This window comes from Acetobacter pomorum (assembly GCF_002738225.1).
Lineage (GTDB): Bacteria > Pseudomonadota > Alphaproteobacteria > Acetobacterales > Acetobacteraceae > Acetobacter > Acetobacter pomorum.
This window is the reverse complement of the sequence record NZ_PEBQ01000093.1, coordinates 190,883-213,486: the sequence shown is the minus strand read 5'-3', so window position 1 is coordinate 213,486 and position 22,604 is coordinate 190,883. Positions and strand designations below refer to the sequence as shown.

At 54.5% G+C, this 22,604-nt stretch carries 17 protein-coding genes and 1 tRNA gene; 6 read left to right on the top strand and 12 right to left on the bottom strand.

Annotated elements, in window-relative coordinates:
* The first annotated feature begins 100 nt into the window (after window positions 1-100).
* Complete coding sequence (gene putA, locus CSR02_RS06950) at window positions 101-3,826, top strand: bifunctional proline dehydrogenase/L-glutamate gamma-semialdehyde dehydrogenase PutA (protein WP_099541032.1); 3,726 nt, start codon at window positions 101-103, stop codon at window positions 3,824-3,826.
* 156 nt (window positions 3,827-3,982) lie between these two features.
* Window positions 3,983-4,714: a YoaK family protein gene (locus tag CSR02_RS06945; protein WP_099541031.1), complete on the top strand. Its 732-nt coding sequence runs from the start codon at window positions 3,983-3,985 to the stop codon at window positions 4,712-4,714.
* A gap of 29 nt (window positions 4,715-4,743) precedes the next feature.
* Here CSR02_RS06945 and CSR02_RS06940 read toward each other — a convergent pair whose 3' ends face one another.
* From CSR02_RS06940 to CSR02_RS06910, 7 genes are all read right to left on the bottom strand, one after another.
* Window positions 4,744-6,114: an amino acid permease gene (locus tag CSR02_RS06940; protein WP_099541030.1), complete on the bottom strand. Its 1,371-nt coding sequence runs from the start codon at window positions 6,112-6,114 to the stop codon at window positions 4,744-4,746.
* A gap of 69 nt (window positions 6,115-6,183) precedes the next feature.
* A complete protein-coding gene (locus tag CSR02_RS06935) occupies window positions 6,184-7,779 on the bottom strand; it encodes a hypothetical protein (RefSeq protein ID WP_042788449.1) in 1,596 nt (531 codons plus the stop codon).
* Between the two features lie 618 nt (window positions 7,780-8,397).
* Window positions 8,398-8,670, bottom strand: coding sequence for a hypothetical protein (locus tag CSR02_RS06930; RefSeq protein WP_042788448.1), 273 nt, complete (start codon window positions 8,668-8,670; stop codon window positions 8,398-8,400).
* 252 nt (window positions 8,671-8,922) lie between these two features.
* Window positions 8,923-9,261 (bottom strand): DUF6538 domain-containing protein, encoded by a 339-nt coding sequence (locus CSR02_RS06925; protein ID WP_143225553.1) that lies wholly within the window; start codon window positions 9,259-9,261, stop codon window positions 8,923-8,925.
* A 29-nt stretch (window positions 9,262-9,290) separates the two neighbouring features.
* Window positions 9,291-9,364 (bottom strand) — tRNA-Gly (locus tag CSR02_RS06920).
* A 54-nt stretch (window positions 9,365-9,418) separates the two neighbouring features.
* Window positions 9,419-10,810 (bottom strand): DNA repair protein RadA, encoded by a 1,392-nt coding sequence (gene radA, locus CSR02_RS06915; RefSeq protein ID WP_042788603.1) that lies wholly within the window; start codon window positions 10,808-10,810, stop codon window positions 9,419-9,421.
* Between the two features lie 83 nt (window positions 10,811-10,893).
* On the bottom strand, window positions 10,894-11,925 hold the full coding sequence (locus CSR02_RS06910) for a hypothetical protein (protein WP_099541131.1): 1,032 nt from the start codon (window positions 11,923-11,925) through the stop codon (window positions 10,894-10,896).
* Window positions 11,926-12,144: 219 nt separating this feature from the next.
* Between CSR02_RS06910 and CSR02_RS06905 the strand changes: the two genes are divergently transcribed.
* The 4 genes from CSR02_RS06905 to CSR02_RS06895 all read left to right on the top strand — a co-directional run bounded on the left by CSR02_RS06905 (window position 12,145) and on the right by CSR02_RS06895 (window position 16,598).
* Complete coding sequence (locus CSR02_RS06905; protein ID WP_042788604.1) at window positions 12,145-12,930, top strand: MlaE family ABC transporter permease; 786 nt, start codon at window positions 12,145-12,147, stop codon at window positions 12,928-12,930.
* Complete coding sequence (locus CSR02_RS06900) at window positions 12,927-13,715, top strand: ABC transporter ATP-binding protein (RefSeq protein WP_095045923.1); 789 nt, start codon at window positions 12,927-12,929, stop codon at window positions 13,713-13,715. The genes CSR02_RS06905 and CSR02_RS06900 overlap by 4 nt, the downstream gene beginning before the upstream one ends.
* Before the next feature lie 88 nt (window positions 13,716-13,803).
* Window positions 13,804-13,953 carry a hypothetical protein gene (locus tag CSR02_RS16585; protein ID WP_167384110.1) on the top strand — a complete coding sequence of 50 codons (150 nt, stop codon included), beginning with the start codon at window positions 13,804-13,806 and terminating at the stop codon, window positions 13,951-13,953.
* 227 nt (window positions 13,954-14,180) lie between these two features.
* A complete protein-coding gene (locus CSR02_RS06895; protein WP_099541028.1) occupies window positions 14,181-16,598 on the top strand; it encodes a DUF3772 domain-containing protein in 2,418 nt (805 codons plus the stop codon).
* A 56-nt stretch (window positions 16,599-16,654) separates the two neighbouring features.
* Here CSR02_RS06895 and CSR02_RS06890 read toward each other — a convergent pair whose 3' ends face one another.
* The 5 genes from CSR02_RS06890 to gmk all read right to left on the bottom strand — a co-directional run bounded on the left by CSR02_RS06890 (window position 16,655) and on the right by gmk (window position 22,513).
* Window positions 16,655-17,482 (bottom strand): NERD domain-containing protein, encoded by an 828-nt coding sequence (locus CSR02_RS06890; protein WP_099541027.1) that lies wholly within the window; start codon window positions 17,480-17,482, stop codon window positions 16,655-16,657.
* A 182-nt stretch (window positions 17,483-17,664) separates the two neighbouring features.
* Window positions 17,665-19,167 (bottom strand): replicative DNA helicase, encoded by a 1,503-nt coding sequence (locus CSR02_RS06885; RefSeq protein ID WP_042788713.1) that lies wholly within the window; start codon window positions 19,165-19,167, stop codon window positions 17,665-17,667.
* Window positions 19,168-19,239: 72 nt separating this feature from the next.
* Entirely contained in the window at window positions 19,240-20,424 is a 1,185-nt protein-coding gene (locus CSR02_RS06880; RefSeq protein WP_099541026.1) for an AGE family epimerase/isomerase, read from the bottom strand.
* On the bottom strand, window positions 20,421-21,854 hold the full coding sequence (gene rfaE1, locus CSR02_RS06875; protein ID WP_099541025.1) for a D-glycero-beta-D-manno-heptose-7-phosphate kinase: 1,434 nt from the start codon (window positions 21,852-21,854) through the stop codon (window positions 20,421-20,423). Before rfaE1 ends, CSR02_RS06880 begins: the two co-directional genes overlap by 4 nt.
* 5 nt (window positions 21,855-21,859) lie before the next feature.
* Window positions 21,860-22,513, bottom strand: coding sequence for a guanylate kinase (gmk, locus tag CSR02_RS06870; protein ID WP_042788715.1), 654 nt, complete (start codon window positions 22,511-22,513; stop codon window positions 21,860-21,862).
* Window positions 22,514-22,604 lie beyond the last annotated feature (91 nt).

Here is a 22,604-nt window from a genome sequence, read left to right as displayed (position 1 = left end):
GCCATAAATCCTGAAAACACTTGCCCCGCAGGTCGGGTTTAAAGAGCGGAACACCTCTGCATTTTCGCATCATATATTATGTTGCAAATCATATATTATCATGTCAGGAGGGAATAATCATTATGAAGCCAAAACTACCTGCACACACGGCAGGCCCGGTTCTGGCTTACCAATCCGGAATGAAAAGCCCATGTCATCCGCAGACACGTTCGCTCCTGATTTTGCATCCCGCACCCCACTTCGGCAGGCCATTATTGAAGCCATGCGCCGCCCCGAAGCCCAGTGCGTGGAAACCCTGACACCAGACGCCACATTAACAGAGGCAGAAAACGGCTCTGTTGCCACCATGGCCTCCAAACTGGCCGAAGCCCTGCGCGCGCGCCGCAGCCCGGGGCTGGTGGAAACACTGGTGCAGGAATTCTCGCTTTCCTCCACCGAGGGCGTGGCCCTGATGTGTCTGGCCGAAGCGCTGCTGCGTATTCCAGACGTTGCCACGCGCGATGCGCTGATTCAGGACAAGATTGGTGAAAGCAACTGGCTTTCTCATGTGGCACGCGGCAAGCCCTTGTTTGCCAACGCCGCCGCATGGGGGCTGGCACTTACCGGCAAGCTGGTAACAGAGCATGATGAAGGCACGCTTGCCAGTTCTCTGCTCAACTTTGCGGAACGCACATCCAAACCCATTATCCGCAAGGCCGTAGATGCCGCCATGCGCCTGATGGGCGAGCAGTTTGTGCTGGGCCAGACCATTGATCAGGCCCGCAAGAACAGCGCCAAGCTGGAAGCTGTGGGTTTTTCCTATTCCTACGATATGCTGGGCGAGGCCGCGTTTACCGCGCATGATGCTGAACGCTATCGGCAGGATTACATCAACGCCATCAATACCATTGGCCGCAGCGCAACCGGCAACACTGTGTATGACCGGCCCGGCATTTCCATCAAACTTTCTGCCCTGCACCCACGCTATGCCCGCGCACAGTATGACCGTGTGATGGGTGAGTTGCTGCCGGTTGTGCAGGAACTTACCCTGCTGGCCCGCAAATACGATATCGGCCTGAACATTGATGCGGAAGAAACAGAACGTCTGGATGTCTCTTTAGATATTCTGGAAGCCCTGTGCGCCACACCGGGGCTGGAAGGCTGGAACGGTATTGGCTTTGTGGTGCAGGCTTACGGCAAGCGCTGCCCCTATGTGCTGGATTACATTATTGACCTGGCCCGCCGCACCAACCGCCGCATTATGGTGCGTTTGGTAAAAGGTGCTTACTGGGATAGCGAAATCAAAAAAGCACAGGTTGAGGGCATGGCGGATTTTCCCGTTTACACTCGCAAGTGCCACACAGATATCAGCTACATTGCCTGTGCGCGCAAACTGCTGAACGCGCGTGATGTGATCTTTCCGCAGTTTGCCACCCACAATGCCCGCACGCTTTCCACCATTTACACGCTGGCGGGTGAAAAGTTCGAGCTTGGCTCTTACGAATTCCAGTGCCTGCACGGCATGGGCGAACCGCTGTACAAACAGGTTGTGGGGGCAGACAAGTTCAACCGCCCATGCCGCATTTATGCACCTGTTGGCACGCATGAAACCCTGCTGGCCTACCTTGTGCGCCGCCTTTTGGAAAACGGAGCCAATTCCTCCTTCGTCAATCAGATTGGGGATAGCGCCATTCCGCTTTCATCCCTGATTGAAAACCCCATTGATGTGGCCCGCCGCTACACACCTTACGGCGCACCGCATACAGAAATCCGCAACCCGCGTGATCTGTTTGCGCCAGAACGTGTCAATTCTGCCGGGGTGGATCTGGCGGATGACAAGGTTCTGTCCGCACTGGCAACCGGCATTAAAGATGCCCCCCAAACGTGGGAAGCCAGCCCCATGGTTGTGGGTGTGAAAAAGAAGGGTGCTTTCCGCCCCGTTACCAACCCGGCAGACCGGCGCGATGTGGTGGGCAAGGTCTCCTACGCCACGCCAGATGTTGTGACAAAAGCTGTGGATGCCGCACAGAAAGGCCAGCAGGACTGGGCCAACCGCAGCCCGGCAGAACGCGCAGACATTCTGCAAAAAGCCTCTGATATTCTGGAAGAACGCACGGATGATCTTCTGGCACTTCTGGGGCGTGAAGCGGGGAAATCCCTCCCCAACGCGGTGGCGGAAGTGCGTGAGGCTGTAGACTTCCTGCGCTATTACGGTGCCACCATCCGGCGGGATTTTGATAATACCACCCACAAGCCACTGGGGATTGTCACCTGCATTAGCCCGTGGAACTTCCCGCTGGCCATCTTTATCGGCCAGATTGCCGCAGCCCTTGCAGCCGGTAACGTTGTGCTGGCCAAACCGGCGGAGGAAACACCACTTGTTGCCGCCGTGGCTGTGGGTATTGTGCAAGAAGCCGGCGTGCCCCCTGCTGCCCTGCAACTGCTGACAGGTGAAGGTGACGTAGGCGCCGCCGCCGTGGCGGATGAGCGCGTAATGGGCGTGATGTTTACCGGTTCCACCACCGTGGCGCAGATTATCAACCGTCAGCTTCTGGAACGGCGCACAGCCACCGGCCAGCCCGTGCCATTTGTGGCCGAAACCGGCGGCCAGAACGCCATGATTGTGGATTCCTCCGCACTGGCAGAACAGGTTGTGGCCGATGTTCTAGCCTCCGCCTTTGATAGTGCAGGCCAGCGCTGCTCTGCCCTGCGCGTTCTGTGTGTGCAGGAAGATTGTGCAGACCACATTCTGGCCATGCTGCGTGGTGCCATGCGTGAACTGCGCATTGGCAACCCCGCACATCTTTCCTGCGATGTGGGCCCGGTGATTACCGAGGAAGCGGCCGCAAACATTACCGCGCATGTTAACGCCTTTAAGGCCCGCAAAGCCCCGGTTATGGCGCTGCCTGTGCCAGAAGCCTGTGCCAACGGCAGCTACGTGCCGCCCACGCTGATTGAAGTGCTGAACATTCGGGAAATTGGGCCAGAAGTGTTTGGCCCCGTGCTGCACGTTCTGCGCTTTGAGCGTGACAAGCTGGAAGAACTGCTGCTGGAAATTAATGATACCGGCTACGGGCTGACATTTGGCCTGCACACCCGGTTGGATTCCACAATAAAAAGCGTGCTCTCACAGGTTGAGGCTGGCAATCTTTACGTCAACCGCAACACCATTGGCGCGGTTGTGGGCGTGCAGCCTTTTGGTGGGCGCGGCCTTTCTGGCACCGGCCCCAAGGCAGGTGGTCCGCTTATTCTGCGCCGCCTGCTGTCTGAAGCCCCAGCTGTGGCGCAAATTGTACGTGGCCGCACCACGCCTGAAATGGCGCAGTGGACAGACTGGCTGCGTGAAAAGGGTGAAAGCAAAGCCGCGCAAATTGCTGGCAATCTGGCACGCCTGCCGCTGGTTGGCGGAGAAATCACTCTGCCCGGCCCTGTGGGTGAGCAAAACATCTATCGCCTGAGCGCACGCGGCAACGTGCTGTGCGTGCCCATTACGCTGGCGGGGCTGTATGACCAGATCTCTCTGGCGCTGGCTGGGGGCAACACTGCATTGGTGCTGGCAGAAGAAGAACTGACAGGGTGGCTGGACAGACTACCGGATATTCTGCGCCAAGCCATTCGCCCGGTTGCCAGCGCAACGGCCCTGCCCTGCTCTATCCTGCTGGGTGAAGATGATAACGCCATATTCCGCAGTGCGCGCAGAACACTGGCAGAAGCCAATGGCCCCATTGTTTCCACCTTTGTAACAGGCGCAACACTACCTTCTGTTGAAGTGGTGCTGGAAGAGCAGTCTCGCAGCATCAACACCACCGCAGCGGGTGGCAATGCCAGCCTGATGACGCTGAACTAATCAGCTTACTCTGAATACACCAAGCCCTCGGCGTTTTGTACGCCGGGGGTTTTGTTTGTACGGCTGTGCCTCCTGCGTGGGGCATGGCTCATCTTACCAGAGATCATCTTTGCGTGAGCAAAGATGATGATATAACGCGCATCCTTCTATTAAAAAATGCGCATAAAACCTCTCTTTTCATTCTTTTTCTTTAGAGGAGACATTATGACAGCCCGTACGGGACATGATGCCAAGCTGGTTATTGCCATTCTGCTGGTTACAATGGCAATGGGCATGCTGGATGCCATATCCCTACTGCATCTCAAGATTTTTGCAGGATATATGACAGCCACCATTATTCTTATGGCTGTTAACATTGCCACGTCTCAGGCCATTGTTCTTTCTGGCCTGGAAGCCATTGCCTGCTACTTTACGGGGGCCATTATTGGGGGCCGCCTGGTACGGCGGGAACGCCAGACACGCCTTGTGGTGGGGGATATCCTGCTAGGCGTTGGCTGCCTTGTGGGGCTGGCCGCGTTTGTGTGGTGTGCACAGCTTAACGGTGGCATTTACATTACGCTAGGCATGCTCTCACTGGCCATGGGGCTGCAAACCTCTGCCACGCGCCATGCCAAACTGCCCGATATGGTGCTGCCTGCCGCCACTATGGTGCTGCACGGGCTGGCCCATAACAGCACGGTGGCTGGCGGCACAAACTCTGGCACGTGGCGCAGATTAGCCGCTATTGCCAGCCTGTTTGTGGGTGCCGTAATTGGCACACTGGTTTCTGATAAAAATGTTGGAATTGGTATTGCCGCAGCAGGGCTTACCATTTTTACGGCGGGTGGCCTGCTGCATTGGCGCCGCCACCCCCTTGCCCTGCATCTGGACAAAATGAGTATTCCCTAAACAACGGGAATACTCGGTAAACACAAAACTCAAGCGGCCTTTTTATTTTTGGTCACAAAATAAATGGCCACCAGATAACACACTGCCGAACTGCCCATGGTGGCCAAAGCGGTCATCCGTTCAGATGGGTTCAGCAGCATAGCCACAAACACCAGCACCACGCCTGCAAGTGTGAGATAATTGCATAGCGGAAACAGTGGCAAAGTGTAGTTCTCTGCTTCGGTTCCATTCTGGCGCGCGGCACGGCGCGTAACAATGTAAGACGTTACAATCAGGCTATAGATCAGCAGAATAACGCCACCGCTACAGCTCAGCAGAAAAGCAAAAATGGTATCTGGCGCCAGAATGGAAGAAAACGCCACCAATGTGCCCGCAAGGCTGCTGACAATAATGGCCTTACGCGGCACTACCGCAGCAGAACGCCGCGCCAGAAATGCCGGGGCGTCTCCCTGAGTGGCCAGTTCTGTTAGAATACGCGATGTAATATACATGGCGGAGTTCAGGCAGGAGAGAATGGCGCTGAGCACCACAATACGCATCAACAGGCCCGCACCGGGCACGCCCATAACATCCATGGCGGCCACAAAAGGTGATTTGCCCGGCACAATATCTGTCCACGGCACCACAATCAGGATCATTCCCACAGCGGCTACGTAAAACAGAGTAATGCGGCGGCCAAGGCTGCGGGTTACGCGCGCAACGTTCTTGCCTGGTTCGGGAGATTCAGCCGCGGCAACTGTTGCAATTTCCGACCCCATCATGGTGAACAGGATGGTTGGAATAATGGAAAACAGCGCAACAATACCATGCGGAAAAAGACCGCCATGCCCCACCAGATTTTGCTTTACGGAAACACCGGGACCAAACACATGCGCCACATACAAAAGAGAGATGGCAACAAACGCAATAATGCTGAAAACTTTAATGGCAGAAAGCCAGAATTCACATTCCCCAAAAACGCGTGGGGCTGCAAAGTTGATCAGCTTGAGAACAAGAATAAGCACAATAGAAAGCAGCCAAACCGGCAGGTGCACCCAATCCTGCAACAGAATGGCCCCGGCTATGGCCTCGCTTCCCAACACCACTACCCAGAAAAACCAGTAAAGCCACCCTGCGGTAAAGCCCACCTTATCCCCATGCGCTGCGCGAATATATTCCACAAAGGACCCGCGCCCAGGGTCCGCCACAACCATTTCCCCCAACATGCGCATCACCAGGATAACCAGAAATCCTACCAGCAGAAACGCCAGCAGAACCGCAGGCCCCGTTGCCGCAATGGCAGCGCCACTGCCAACAAACAGACCAGCCCCAATGGTGCCACCCAGAGCAATCATGGCAATGTGGCGATTACGCAGCCCGTCTGCGGGTTTTGCCGCAGGATGGGGTGTGGGTTCGGGCATCAGGAAATCCTTTGTTCTTGTTGTCCTGCAAGTTTCTACCCCAAAACGTTTTGTTTTGGGAAATTGTCGTTAGAAATGCTTGTAAAAATAAGCCTCTAGCACGCCGGCATGCCGCCCGATATCATGCATGCGGTACCCTGTGGGCACCCCTGCGCGGGAGAGCGCACGCCCAGCCGGGCCACTAAAGGCTGTGCCAGCTGCAACTGCGGCGGATGTGGTTTCATCCAGCATATATTCAGCCGTAAAATCCACTTCGTTGGAAACATGCCGGCCTACGTTCTTCAACCCCATGCCGGATGGATACAGCAGAGAAAGATCGTAAAAATGTACGCCTAACTTAAGCTCATCCTTTTTGCGGAACAGATGCACAGGGGGCGTGGCCGTAAGGTCAAACTGGTGCACTTCCAGATCAGAAAGCGGGGCCAGATACATACCCACAATTTCACCCGGCCAATAGCCGCCATAGGTATAGCGCTTGCCATCGTAAAGAAAGAACGTATCGTAATTGCGCTTGACCGAGCCTTCGGCATTCTTGCCGCCGCCAAAGCGCGTGTACCGATAAAACAGATGCGGCTTCCACGGCAGCATGGAGAACGTATAGCCCGGCTCGAAATACATGCCGTAGGCTTCTACAGATTTGTAACCATTGCCTGCGTGGCTGTTCTGTTCGGATACAAAATTGCCATAGAACGTAAAGTTCTTGGAAATACCCAGTGCCTTAACGGGAAACAACGTGCCACCCCAGCTGAGTGCGGCCACATTCATACCGTTACGGTCTGCACGGGTGGAGTAATCATAGTGCGCAGAACCATCTGCATCACGCACATGGAAATAGGTTAAGGTGACGTAGGCTGCACGGTCTGCATAGGTTGATCCACCATGTCCACCGGGCCTGTTTTTGAACCAAGACACATCAAACCCGACAAATTTGGTTTCGGGCCGGTCATATCCACGGTCAAGATCGTTGTCGGAATTGCTTTCCAACATAAAGATGTCTCCGCGCACGGAATCACCTTCCAGCTTGATTACGCCGGGGCCAGAAAACGCATAACGTGGGGCATACCACCATGCGCCCCTATCCCCCGCGCTGTAGGTGCCTTTCCCGATTAAAAAGCCATCATCCACGGCAAAGGCCTGCCGGCCACCTTGCACCGTAAGAAGCTGCTTGCCGCCTGCCATTTCCAGCGGCACTTCTACGCCCAGATTGGCTTCTTCCAGATAAATGGAGCGCGGCGTACCAGATGTTTGAGAAACTTCTTCTGCATCACCATCACCCAGCGTGGTGGCGCCAATGGCGGAGGCCTTGCCAATAACGGTAAAGCCCCACCCTGTCTGCCAAGATCCCATCAGCATGGGCTTGCCATAAAATTCGCCGTATGTGCTGTTTTTATGGCGTACCAGAGCACCGGAAGATTTGGTGCCGTAAGAGCCTGCGCCAAAATTGGTATTGGGCAGAAAAAAAGCAGACCCCCCAATATCCAGCGCCCCTTGAAGGGTGATCCCTTTAATGGAAACAAGAGTTTGCTCGGCCTGCGCCTCTTCTGGCGCAATGAACGCCGCCAAACCGAGTGCTACCAGAGACCAGCCTGCTTTAACGAAGCCACGAGACCCACGACGTAATGATCTGGCACGCGAACGCACATGCCCGATAGAGGAACAACCCATTATTTAGACCGCGCCTGCATGTAATTGAAACCCAGACGCACACGCACAAAAAGCGCCATAAAGCCGTTTCTGTACAAAAACGATACCCTGCATCAGATATGCCACGTGTAGAGGATCTCCTTGTTGCAATCTGTTACGGGACAGACATGTACTGCATATACACATCTCTTTTTATAATCATCACACAACAATATATGATATTCAAGAGATTATAATAAAAAATTCCAAATCTTTTTTACTTCTATATTTTGTATAATCAAGATGTATTGTTAAATAATAAAAAGAATATTTTGTATTTCTTTCATGTATTCCAAAACAAAGAATGCTTACCATATCGGATGTGAAACAATAATTTCATGAAAAATTATCTTGGTGCCGGCGCAATGTACATGCCTTTAAAGGCGTATCCGCTTTTTGATGCACACTGATTTTATACGATTGTTGTATAATTCTCTTTATTAAGAATAAATATGCGGAATATATTAAAATTACACAATTTATTTTATATAAACTCAAAATAAATATCAGGTTTTAAGTAGTTACTATTTTCTAAAAACCACACCCTGTCCCAATATTTTGTAAACACATCACCAAAACATTGAAACAAGGCATACTCCATTACTGCGGCGTGCTGGGATATTTGACAGGCACATGCTCGGATATACCGGCATCCCACACACCACCTTTGGGTGTGTCCGACGTATCTGGATCTTCCACCTTTACCTCTTTGGATACGCCGCCATCCCATACACCGCCTTTGGTTGTATCGGGCTGATCCGGGTTTTTGACTTCAACATGTCTGGACACGCCACCATCCCATGTGGCGGCAGAAGCACTCTGCACAAACCCGAGGCCAAGAACAGCGACACACATATAAAGTGTGTTTTTCATGATTTCTCTCCTCGTTTAACAAAACTGTAACAGAATGTATTTCATATTTATTTATTTTCAACACGAGTACTGTGCATTCTCCGTATATCTGCCCTTTAAAAAGCAATAACCCTGCGCAGGCGCACATGCTTGAAGCTGCAATAGCGCAACAAAAAAGGAACCCAATTTGGGTTCCTTACGCAGGGTTTATCTGATGTGAGGAAATGCGATTGACGGATGGCATGTGTTTTCATCCTTGATCATCTGGGCACGCTATTGGCTGCTTATGTAATCACGGGTGGAAGGTGCATCTATCAGCTTGGCGTTGACTTCCTTCCTGATGGCCTCAAGGGCGGCATCACGGCCCTTCACGGCTTCCCGATAGTCACGAGTGCCCAAGGTGCGGACAATCTCATCTTTCATGCCACTCTTGGCACCAAAGACCTTTCCGACATCTGCACGTCTATCTTCAGGCACGTTGAAGCGGACAGAATAACTGTTCCCACGCTTCAGCATATTCCGCATATCTTCAGCACCCTTCTTTGTATCGAAAGGTGTAACGCTGACCCTGTAACGCACGCTTACAGACCGAGTAACGTTGCTATGCGACAAGTGCTTGATTTCATTAGGTTTTTGGAAGTTGGAGCGGATGAAGGGAATCGAACCCTCGTATGCAGCTTGGGAAGCTGCCGTTCTACCATTGAACTACATCCGCGTCTTTGTGGAGCGCACTATACCGATACATCGTGCAAATGGCAATGTATCAGTTTTACTCCGCTTCCATTTCCGCGCTAACCAGATCAGAAATATGGCCAATTTCGCGCAGATGCAGCCCCTCCGGCGGACGAGAGCGCGTATTGCCGCGTGCAATGCGCCGGGGCAGTACGGCGCGGTCAAACCCCAGCTTGGCGGCTTCCTTCAAACGGGCATCGGCCTGCGCCACCTGCCGCACCTCGCCAGAAAGACCAACCTCTCCAAAATAAACCTCGCCGGGGCTGGTGGGCACGCCACTGGCGGCAGAAACCAGCGCCGCAGCCACAGCCAGATCCGCCGCAGGCTCCGCCACTTTCAGCCCTCCGGCTACGTTCAGATACACATCCATGCCAGAAAGTTTCAGCCCACAGCGTGTTTCCAGCACGGCCAGCAACATGGAAAGGCGGCCTGTATCCCACCCCACCACGGCCCGGCGGGGGGCGCCATCTCCACCTTTGGGGGCCAGCAGGGCCTGCACTTCCAGCAAAACAGGGCGCGTACCCTCCAGCCCGGCAAACACGGCAGACCCGGCAATATTACCCCGCCGTTCCGCCAGAAACAGCGCAGATGGGTTGCTCACTTCCTCCAACCCGCGGTCTGTCATGGCAAACACGCCAATTTCATCCGTTGCACCGTAGCGGTTTTTTGCCGCGCGCAAAATGCGGAACTGGTGGCCCCTATCGCCTTCAAAATACATTACGGCATCCACCATGTGCTCCAGCACACGCGGGCCTGCCAGCGCGCCCTCTTTGGTGACATGCCCTACCAGAATAAGGCTAAAGCCCCGGCGCTTGGCCGCGCGTATCAGCTCAAACGCACAAGCCCGCACCTGAGAGACCGTACCGGGTGCGCTGTCTATGGTTTCCAGCCACATGGTCTGGATGGAATCAATCACTACCGCTCGCACATCGGGTTCGGCTTCCAACGTGGCCACAATATCTGCCACGTTGATGGATGCCGCCAAGTCCAGCTTGGCTCCGGCCACACCCAGCCGCTGGGCGCGCAGGCGGATCTGGTCCACCGCTTCTTCGCCCGAAATATACAAAACCCGCTCGCCCTTGCCTGCCAGCTTGCTGGCGGCCTGAAGCAGCAAAGTGGATTTACCTATGCCGGGGTCGCCCCCCACCAGCACAACAGAAGCAGGCACAAGACCGCCACCCAAAACCCGATCAAGCTCTGCAATACCTGTTTGGGTGCGCGGTGGGAGTTTAATCTCCCCTTCCAGCGCCTGCAACGCCACGCGCCGCCCCTTGCCGCCGCGCACAGCAGCAGAGGATGCGGCCAGAGGCTCCACCGCCATTTCTTCCAGCGTGTTCCATTCACCACAGGCATCGCACTGCCCTGCCCATTTGGCATGCACTGCGCCACAATTGGTGCAAACATAAGTGCGGGAAGTTTTTTTGGCCATCAGGCAAGCTCTTGTGCTGTCCGGTTCATTCCCCTGATGTGGAATAAAACAGGAACAAACTCAAGGGGCCGCCCGAACTGTTTTTATGCGTAGCCCAGTTGCGCGTTAAGATCAGCCATACCAGATTTATGAAAATATGCCTCAAACACATCACACCACGGGTCTGGCTGCTGGCGGGCCTCGCCCGAAAAGGTTGGGGTGCGTGCGCCATATGTCTGCACAAACGCGGCAGACAGGCGTTGTGTAAATTCCGGGTTAATCGCCTGCAATTTTTCAATGTTATGGGGCTGCAAATCTCCCTGCTTCAGGCTTTCATAACGTAGCACAATGCTTTGGGGGGATGTATCTGCCAGTATCATGCGGGCCATCTGGCGCACATGCTCCAACCCGCGTTCATGCTCCACAGCCAGAAAAGCCGCCACACGGGCATCACCTTCCTGCGCACGCCAGAACTGGCCCAGAAAATCTTCCGGCTCTGGTGGAATCATATAGAGCAGAAAGCGGAACATGCTTTTTATGATATCACGCAGGTTGCGCACAACAGAAAGCACCACAACGCCCTGGCCGCGCACATGGTCGATAATGTGCTGAAAATCACAATGCGCCACAACATGGCCACCCTGTAGCGTGGCTGTCACCAAATCCAGCGGGCAATACAGCCGCAGGGTTTCTGGCATAATGTGCACACGTTCATCTGGCAGGCCGCGGTAATCGTCCACCACATCCTCTCCCCCCAAATGCAATCGGTGGGAAGGGCAGCCCGCCGCTTTCAATGCGGCTTCCACGTAATATGTGCCCGCCTTGGGGATGGTATTGACCATAACGGGTGGCAACCCCGGCGTTTGGCATGCAGCTGTTGTAATAAGGGGGGTGAGATATAAGGGGTATTTGCGGCCTTCTACCGTGCCAGCCCACCCATTTCCCACATGATGATACCGGCTACTAACCTGCCCATGAATGTTCAGCAGGCACAGCTCCTCTCCCTCCATGCGCCACGCATGTTCGTTTTCATGCCGATACCCATAAAGCTGGCCATTGGGAAGAAAGACAACCTTGCCGTAATTATTGTTGCAAGGTGATCCAAATACAAAAACAGACCGGGAAACATCATTCATAATTGAACCCCCCATATAAAACCATTTCGCAAAAATGGCTGAGGGCTGTTTGCCACCTCTGTTCATAGATTTAAACCAAAATTTAACCAAAAATTCTTATTGGAAAGGCCAATACGCCCCACTCCACCACGCAACGATGCTTTGACGAACCCGCCCGCACAGGTTACGGCTCTGAAACTGCCTTTTTCACACTTCAGCAGGAACGGACAGTCCACACTCATGGACATGGTGCTTGATCTTGTGGCCCGCCTTGGCCGCGCCACACTCTCCCTTATTCGCGCGGCGGGGGCTTTGGCCCTGTTTGCGGCTTCTGGGCTTTCACATATTGTGCGGCCACCGTTTTACGGGCGGGTGTTTTTATCCACCTTTTTGGAAACGGGCTTTTTCTCCCTGCCTGTTGTGGCCCTTACAGCACTGTTTTCTGGCGGGGTCATTGCGCTACAATCCTATACCGGGTTTGCCCAATATCATGCCCAAAGCGCCATTGCCGGCATTGTGGTGCTGGCCGTTACGCGAGAGCTGGGGCCGGTGCTGGCTGGGCTTATGGTGGCAGGCCGTGTGGGGGCTGCCATGGCCGCCCAAATTGGCACCATGCGCGTAACAGACCAGATAGATGCGCTAACAACCCTTTCCACCAACCCCATGAAGTATCTGGTAGCCCCACGCCTGCTGGCGGGGCTGATTGCCCTGCCCCTGCTGGTGTTGGTGGCAGACATATTGGGCGTTGCAGGCGGCTTTACTGTGGCGGTGGTCAAGCTGGGTTTTTCCGCCCCGGCCTATATCACAGCCACGCTGAACTCCCTTAAAACCATTGATGTTACGGTAGGGCTGGTTAAGGCCGCGTTGTTTGGGTTCCTTATTGCGCTGATGGGCTGCTACTACGGCTATAACAGCAAGGGCGGGGCAGAAGGTGTGGGCTCTGCCACAACTGCGGCGGTGGTGGCGGCCTCCATCATGCTGCTGGCCTTTGATTACCTGCTGACAGACCTGTTCTTTTCACAATGAGCCAGACCATGACAGGCACCACGCCTAAAATCCGTATTCGGGACCTGCACAAATCCTTCGGCACCAAAAAAGTGCTGGATGGGGTTTCCATGGATGTTGCACAAGGCACATCCTTTGTTGTTATCGGCGGGTCTGGCTCGGGCAAATCCGTGCTGCTGCGCTGTATTCTGGGGCTGATTACCCCGGATTCCGGCATTATTGAAATTGATGGTGAAAACGTTCTGGAAGCCCCGGAAAAACGGCGTGAAAAACTGCGCAGTGAAATTGGCATGCTGTTCCAGAACGCTGCCCTGTTTGACAGTTTGACCGTATGGGAAAACGTGACATTCGGCCTGCTGGCGCTGCATAAAATCACCCGCAAGAACGCCCGCGGCCATGCAGGCACCATTCTGGCACAGGTGGGGCTGGACCCATCGGTAGGGGATTTATACCCATCCGAACTTTCAGGCGGCATGCAAAAGCGCGTGGGGCTGGCCCGGGCCATTGCCGCACAACCGAATATTCTGTTTTTTGATGAACCCACCACCGGGCTGGACCCCATTATGGGCGCGGTGATTGATGGCCTGATTGTAGATTGTGTAAAAAAGCTGGGCTCCACCGCCATTGCCATTACGCATGATATGGCATCTGCCCAACGCATTGGGGATGAAGCCGCCATGCTCTACAAAGGCAAGCTGATCTGGCAGGGGCCTGCATCTTCACTCATGAACAGCGGTAACCCGTATGTGGATCAGTTCACCCACGGGCGGCGTGAAGGCCCCATCAGCATGGAATTGCGGCGTTAATCACACTTGGCTGCAATCTCCCCTTGCCCGCGCTGCCGTGCAATGAGATAGAAAAAGCAGACAAAACGGGTAAGGGATATTCGGTAAGATGAAACGCGCGGTTCTGCTGCTGGCCTGCACCTTGGGACTTTCCGCCTGTGGCATGTTTGGCTCCAGCGAACCGAAGCACCTGACCACAGCCGCTCAGTGGGAAAAATACGGGTATCATGATCACCTCAAAACAGGTGATGACGACTAATCCCTCCCCTTTTCCGCTCATCTGAATTTTCATCCCTGCCGGCAATAGCGGCAGGGCCAGCATAAAGCTATTTGCGCGGTATATGCGCTGCCCGCAAACAACAGAAACCTATATGCACCGGCCTACCGCTGGCGTGCTGCCCCATAAAAAGCGCAACCCCCTTGCATGCCCCTACGTTACGGGCACACGATACTTTTTTGCAGACACCTGAAACACAAGGTTTTCTGATGCGTTTAAAGCGGTTCTGTTCTCTATTTCTATCGTGTTTTGTTATCATACAGGGCCTTCTGCTTTCGGCCACCTGTTCCCCCCTATGGGCAGCGGATACAGATACTGCACAGGTTGCAGCCCCGGCCCCCACAGCCCTTATTACCAACATTACAGATATTGTAAGTGACAGCACGCTGGACAGTATTGGCGCAGAAATAAACGCCATTTACCAAAGCAGTCGGCAGGAACGCAGTAATGGCCAAAGCACTACGGAGCTGGCAGCCCTTTTGCGCCGCGCCAATGCCGTGGCCACGCAAACAGACAGCCTGCAAGCCCGCCTTAAACCTTACCAAAGTGTTTATCAGAACTTTCTGGATATTCTGGGCCAGCCACCGGGCAAGGATGCACCCGCCGAAGCACCAGACATTACCGCACAACGCCAGAACTTGCTGAAAAAGCAGCAAGACATAACTGCGCGTATGACACGGCTCAAGCTGTATCAGGTAGAGGCCCAGCAACTTGTTAATGAACTGCGCCAGCATGGCACCGCCATACAGCAGGCCACTTTATGGCAGCGTTTTCCCTCACCACTGGGGGTCAACTTCTGGTCTCAGCTCACAGGGAATTTCAGCGAAGATACAACACGGCTCAGCGCACTGGCGGGTGAAGGCCTTGGCGTGTTGGAAGTAGCGTTTTCCAGCAAGCGCATTTTTATTTCATTGGGTGGGCTAACACTTTCCTGCCTGCTGCTGGCGGGGTGGTTTTTTGCACGCGGAATTATACGCCGGCTGGTGGTGCGTATTCTGCCTGCGGGGCGTATCCGGCCCATTATTGCAACACTTCTGTGCGGTGTTGTCAGCCTGTTGGCCTGGGGCTTTTCCTTCCAGATTATGTGGAGCGTGCTGACTTTTGATAACCCCGCCCTTGGAGATGACCTTACATCCCTTGGCAACATGATGGGCGCGCAATTTCCGCTTTGCGGGTTTGTGATTGAACTGGGGTTCTGCCTGCTTTCCCGCCATTCGGAATGGCGCATCTTTCCGTTGTCTGATGGCATTGCGCGTAATCTGCGGCTTTTTCCGCTCTGGTTGGCGGCTGCTCTTATTGTGCGTGGCTTTTTGCGTTTTGTTGATACGCAAAGTGGCATTTCCCTGCTTGCCGTGCAGTTGATGGATGGGTTGTACGTGCTGGCCGTAAGCCCATTGCTATTTGCCATCCCGCGGGAATTACGCATTTCCGCCCAAACAGATAACACCCCCAGCCAACCCTCCCGCGCGCAGTTTTTAAGAAGCCTGGCCATGGGCATTTCCATTATCTGCTGGCTGGCCGTTTTTTCGGGCTACATTCCGCTGGCCTACACCATTATTTCATGGCTGAGCATGATGGCCGTTAGCATGACGGGTGTTTTGCTGCTTTCCCTTCTGGTCACAAGTATGGCTGGCACGCTGTTTCCGGCCAGTGCACCTTTAGGGCGGCATATGGTGGCCATGGGCTTGCCCCCACGCCTGGTGAACCAGATGTGTGTGGTGGTGCCGGGCATTGTAAATGTTCTGCTGCTGGCCGTGGCATATGCCGTTGCCACCAGTGGCGGTGGGTTTGACCCAGAGCAAATCTGGCACCAGCTTTACTGGCTGTTTCATGGTCAGGCCAGCACCGATGGTAGCCATATTTCTCTGGATGCCATTTTGCTGTGCGCCATGTTGCCGATTGTGGGTTACTACACCATCAGCATTTTAAAATCGTGGTTCAAACAACGGTTTTTCCCCACCACGCGGCTGGATATCGGGGCGCAGGCCTCCATTTTGAGTATTCTCAGTTATGCCGCATGGATTTTGGTGGGGCTTGGCATGCTGGCCGTACTGGGTGTGACCGTTAAAAGCATGACATGGGTTGTGAGCGCACTTTCGGTCGGTATTGGGTTTGGTTTGCAATCCATTGTGCAAAACTTTGTTTCCGGCATTATCCTTATGGCAGAGCGCCCAGTTTCTATTGGAGATGTTGTAACCATTGCGGGCGTAACCGGCACAGTAGAGCGCATTAGTGTGCGCTCAACAGACATCCGGCTGGATGATAAATCCACCATGATTGTTCCCAACTCACAGTTCATTACATCGGCTGTTAAAAATGCCACACGGGCGCAAAAACCCGGCGTGTTCACCATAGAGCTCAACCTGCCTTTTGCATCTGATCTGGATAAGGCCATGGATGTGATGTCTCGCACCCTTGCAGGCTGCACGGATGTGGATGAAACCGTGGCGCCAAGTGTCAGCATGTGTTCCGTGGCCGATGGCTCTGCCCTGCTGGTTGGCTCTGCCAAGGCCAAAAATGGCACAGATGTAAAGGTTGTGCGCAGCGCAGCACTTTTTGAAATCTGGAAAGCTTTTCAGGAAAACAAGATCCCTATCACGGTAAGGCAAAATCTGATCACAAGCTAAGGCGCATTTTTGCCTCTGCGGGCTGCCTCTCTACCATTCAGGCAGCCCCGTTTTTGTTAGGAAAAACGCTGGCGTAGCTGATCCAGATGTTCCTGCGCGCGCCCGTTATTGGCAATATGGGCCTTTTGCAGAATATACCATGCATTTTCCAGTTCATGCGTGCTGATATAAGTAAAATCTTCTGGCCGGTTGTGCAAAAAATACTCCAGCTTTTTTAACCTGACCACCTGATGATGCACAAACGGGCTGGTATGGGCACGCCCGGCAAACACCACCACAGACTGCACATTTTCAATACCGGTAAGATATTTTACAGCACACACATGCCGGTAGTTCTGGCGCACAGGGTCCATAAACGGTCTGTAAACAATGCCGGAAGAAGTGGGAAAGCTTTGCTTCCATATGCCTGGGGTGGATGTACCAGAAATAAAACCATCGTAATTCTTGGTTTCAATAACCACAATGCCCCATGGGGTTTTTACAAGATGATCTATTTGTGTCAGCCCTCTTTCATCTTCCAGAATAACATTGTGCAAGGTGGGCCAACCCATATGCTGTAAAATGCGGCTTACTTTTTCTTCTCCTTCCCGCCCTTTTTCATGGGCATCAAAATATGGTTTTTCAAACTGAACACCAGCGGGTGTTTCATCTACAAGAACCTGCGGTGGAATATCATCTGCACGTGCAGGTTTATGAGAAGGTGGAGGCGGTATTTTTGTTTCCGGTTTTTCAATAAAACCAAAAACCAGAAATCCAGCCAGAACAAGCAGGCCAATAACCAGAACAATTTTTACAATCAGAAACAAAAACGCAAAAACTGTTGAAATATTGAGCAAAATAAGCACGCATACTGCCAGCGCAATAATGGCACCTAATATATCCATTAAAAATCTGCCCGATCTTATTTATTGTATTCTTCTGACACGCAGCTTATAGGCGGCTTTTACATGTGTATGACTGGCACATACAGCGCCACACGGCAAGCTGATGCCTTTTTAAACACACGCCTATTTCAGAAAGTTTTTATAAAAAAGGCTCCAGTATATGGAGCCTTTTTTCAACACATTCAGTGTTCCTGATGAATGGTATCCAAATCTGCAAAGCGTGTGTATTCGCCTTCGAAAAACAGATTGATGGTGCCCGTGGGGCCATGACGCTGCTTTTCCAGAATAAGCTCGGCCTTATTATGCACTAGGCTCATCTTGCGCTGCCATTCATCCATTGCCACGGAGTATTTCTCTGTGGATTCAAACGCTGTTTCCTTGGGCATACGCTGTTGCAGGTAATATTCATCACGGTACACAAACATCACCGCATCGGCGTCCTGCTCAATAGATCCGGATTCACGCAGATCCGAGAGCATGGGGCGTTTGTCTTCACGGCTTTCTACCTGACGTGAGAGCTGGGAAAGCGCAAGCACTGGCACTTCCAACTCCTTGGCAATGGCTTTCAACCCCTGCGTGATCATGGAAATTTCCAAAACACGGCTTTCGGGTCGGGTGCCAACAGAGGGCCGCATAAGCTGGAGGTAATCCACCACCACAAGGCATAAACCCTGCGTACGCTTTAGCCTGCGGCAGCGTGTGCGCATGGCGGAAAGGGAAATGGCTGGCGTATCATCAATCACCAATGGCAGGCGGGCCAGTTCGTGGCTGACACGCACAAAGCGGTCAAACTCCTTTTGCCCAATATCACCACGGCGAATACGCTCACCCGAAACCTCCGCCTGCTCGGACAGAATACGGGTTGCCAACTGTTCGGCCGACATTTCGAGCGAAAAAATGGCCACCGCCCCTTTGGGCTTTGTGCCTGTTTCTTCTGCCTCATCCATAATGGCACGGGCGGCGGAAAAGGCCATTTTTGTAGCCAGCGCCGTTTTACCCATAGCCGGACGCCCTGCCAGAATCAGCAAGTCAGACGGATGCAGCCCACCTGTTTTTTTATCCAGATCACGCAGGCCGGATGTCAGGCCGGTTACGTGCCCTTCGTTCTGGAAAGCCTGGGCCGCAACCTCAATGGCCCCACTCAACGCCTTGTTGAAGGAAACAAAATCCCCTTCATTGCCTTTTTCCGTGGCCAGTTTGAACAGGGCTTCTTCCCCTGCCTCAATCTGGTCCTGCCCGGAAAGGCCAATAGTGGTGCCAAACGCGTTGTTCACCACGTTTTCACCAATATCAATCAGCTGGCGGCGAATCCATGCATCATGGATGGTGCGGCCGTAATCTCCGGCGTTAATAATCCCCACCATGGAGGACAGCAGCTTGGCCATATAGGCCATGCCGCCCACGCTGGCCAAAATGCCGGAGTGTTCCAGCTCGGCCCGCATGGTTACGGGGTCTGCCAGTTGGCCGTTTTCTATGCGCCGGGCAATGGCATCATAAATCTGACCATTAACACGGTTGGCAAAGTGCTCACCGGCCAGAAAGTCAGAAACACGGTCATAGGCGCGGTTGTTGGTCAGCAACGCGCCAAGCAGCGCCTGTTCGGCCTCCACATTGGCCGGGGGCTGCCGAAGGGTAAGGGCCAGAAGGCTTTCGTCCTTCTGGTTGGGGGTATCTGTTGTTGTCATGCTCACAGCACCGCTTGTATCAGATTCGCGCTGCCACGTCCTGCCTGCACGCACATTTCCGCACGGCGTTTTTTATACGGGTGGCACACAGGCCCGCGCGGCCTGATCCAGCGCATCATACGCGGTTACGATATGATAAAGCGAGCTGCTTGGTATTTGCTTAACAGCGGGCACTGCCTGTGCATCCAGCTGATCCACCCATGTGCCTATGGGGCAGCCTGTAAAATACCGGTCAAGCAGATTACTGGCCATGCGCGTGGCCCAGCCGGCTTTATCCTGCGGATCATGGCACAACGCCCCCCGCAATGCCTCACCCTGCACCCAAAGGCGAAAGGTGGGTTTAAGCACCTGCCCGTTCCGCGCCACGGCATCACGCACCAAAGCGGTTGAGCCATCCACACCGTAATGATGTGCAAAACGGTAAAGGCGTGCAGACTGGGCTGCGGTATCTACCCCGCTTTGGCGGGCATAAGCCTGCAACAGCCATACCCATTCAAAATGATGCCCCGGCTCACACCACTGGCCTTCTGGCCCGGTGGCGGGTTGCCAGTCTGGCCCAAAATATTCGCCCAGCGTGCCGGTACGTTCATCCATAAAATGTTGGTTGAACAACGCATATAACGCGTGGGCCTGCGCCAGATCTGCAACATCGCCCGTTGTTTCATGCAAGGCCAGCACAGCTTCCAGCAAATGCATGTGGGGGTTTTGCTGCCGCCACGCATCATCAGCAGGCCGCGTGTTCATAAACCCGCCATTGGGCAGGGCCATTGTCTGCCCCAGCCACGCAAGCGTTTGCCGCGCCAGTTCTACCGCTTGGCCTGTGCGGTCCACACGGCCATACCATGCCAGAGCAAACAGCACGAAAGCGATATCGTACAAATCTGCACTATCATCCAGCACAACGCCATCACGCGCCAGCAGCTTAACCCAGCCACCGTCTGGCCTATGGGCGTTAAGCAGAAACCTGAAAATACTTTCCGCCCTTTGCGCCGCAGGCTGCCAGCCTTTTAAGGCGGCCCATGAAAACACAAAAAGCTGCCGCGCCTGCACCCTTACGCGCTTGAACGGTGGCAGGGCTGGCGTGCCCTGTAGAGTCAGGCATTCCTGCGCCCCCAAGGCCGCCGGATTTGAGGTTGTGCCATCGCACCCCGTGCTGGCCCAGAAAGGCAAGGCCTCCTCAAACAGCCAGCACGCAAAGCGATTGCGCACAGCCATAAGCGGCAGGTTTTCTGCGCCCGGCAGATCATGCACCGTCATGTATTGCGAATCCGCCCGATTGTGGATGTGGTAGAATGCCCCTGCTGCAAATCGGCCAGCACCAGCCTGCCGCCTGCCGCCTGCACAATATCTGCACCCACAACCTGTTCTGGCCGGTAATCTGCCCCTTTTACCAACACATCTGGCATCAGAGCACGGATAAGCTCCAACGGCGTATCTTCATCAAATGCCACCACTGCATCCACATAGCGGATGGCCGCCATAACAGCGGCGCGGGATTCCAGTGAGTTCACAGGCCGTGTGTCACCTTTCAGGCGGCGCACGCTGGCATCTGTGTTCAGCGCCACCACCAGCCTGTCACACGCGCTGCGCGCTTCTGCCAGCAGGCTGATATGGCCGGGGTGGATAATATCAAAACACCCGTTGGTAAAACCCACACGCAGGCCACGCGCCTGCCAGCGCGCCACCTGCGCACAAGCCGCAGACAAAGGCAGCAGATGGGGCACTTCATCCGGGCCGGACTGTTCCTCCAGCTCGTGCAGCACTTCCTGAATATCCGCCGTGGCCGTGCCCAACTTGCCCACCACCACGCCAGCCGCCGCATTGGCCACACGCATGCCCTGTTCAAAGCTCATGCCCGCACCAACAGCCAGCGCCATGGTGGCAATAACGGTATCCCCCGCGCCAGAAACATCAAACACTTCCCGCGCACGTGCGGGCACAGCCAGCACTTCACCCTCCCGCCGCACCAGCATCATGCCTTTTTCCGACCGGGTGGCCAGAATGGCCTGTGCATCGGCTTGTGCCATCACCTTGCTGGCAGCGGCCTCTACATGGGCTGCGGTATCCACCGGCATGCCAGAAGCTGCTGCCAGCTCCTTGGCATTGGGGGTAATACAGGTAGCCCCTTTGTAATGTGTGTAATCGGTGGATTTGGGGTCCACAAACACAGGCACGCCCGCTTGCTGCGCCGCACGAAACAAATGTGCCAGCACAGCCGGAGTGCACACACCCTTGCCGTAATCAGACACCACCACGGCCTGACACGCCCCGATATGTGCATCAATCTGGCGGCACAGGGCATCCTGCTCTGTGGCGGCAAGGGGGGCGTGGCTTTCTTCATCTACGCGCACCACCTGCTGATGCGCGGCAATAAAGCGTGTTTTGCAAATGGTGGGCCGGGCGCCACTTTGCACCGTAGCATCCACCAGCCGATTTTTTTCCGCCAACGTGGCGCGTAGGCTGGATCCGGCTTCATCCTGCCCAATAAGGCCCACCAGCACGGCACGCCCTCCAAGCGAGATAACGTTGCTGGCCACATTGCCGGCCCCTCCGGGCATTTCACGCCGGGAATCGAGCAGCAACACAGGCACGGGTGCTTCGGGGGAAATCCGATCCATGCTGCCGTATAAAAACCGGTCCAGCATCACATCGCCCAGACACAGCACGGTAATGACGGAAAAATCCATGCTGTTCAGGCTCCAAAACTGGCAACAAAATCCAACAGCCCCGTGCGGCGGCGGGTTTGCAGGCGTGCTGCCACCAGCACAGAACGTGCCTCTGTAATGGCGCGGTCCAGATCTGTATTGATAATAACGTGATCAAATTCCCGCCAATGCGAGATTTCATCCCGCGCGGCGGCCATGCGGCGGGCAATTTCATCGGGGTGATCTGATGCACGGCCACGCAGGCGGCGCTCCAGTTCCTCCAGTGATGGTGGCAGCACAAACAGGCTCACCACATCATCAGGCAACGCGCGGCGGATTTGCTGGTGGCCCTGCCAGTCTATGTCAAACACCATATCCCGCCCTGCGGCCAATGCGGCCTCTACCGGGGCGCGGGGGGTACCGTAACCACGGCCAAACACGGTGGCCCATTCCAGCAGTTCTCCCGCCGCGGCCATGCGCTCAAAATCTTCCATCGTGCGGAAGTGATAATGCACGCCTTCCTTTTCCCCCGGCCGGGGCTGGCGGGTGGTAACGGAAACCGAATGCATTAGCGCGGGCTCGGAAGCACGCAGGGCATTGGCAATGGTGGACTTGCCCGCCCCAGATGGCGCAGAAATAACCAGGCACACGCCGCGCCGCTGTTCTGCCCCGTTGTGGTTACTCTGTGCGTTCTGCGCCATGCTGCCTTCCCTGCCTGCTGTGTCTGTCAGTCTTGCGCCTTCATGCCAGAAGCCGCCATGCTATGCCACAACCACCATAAGCAAAGACCGA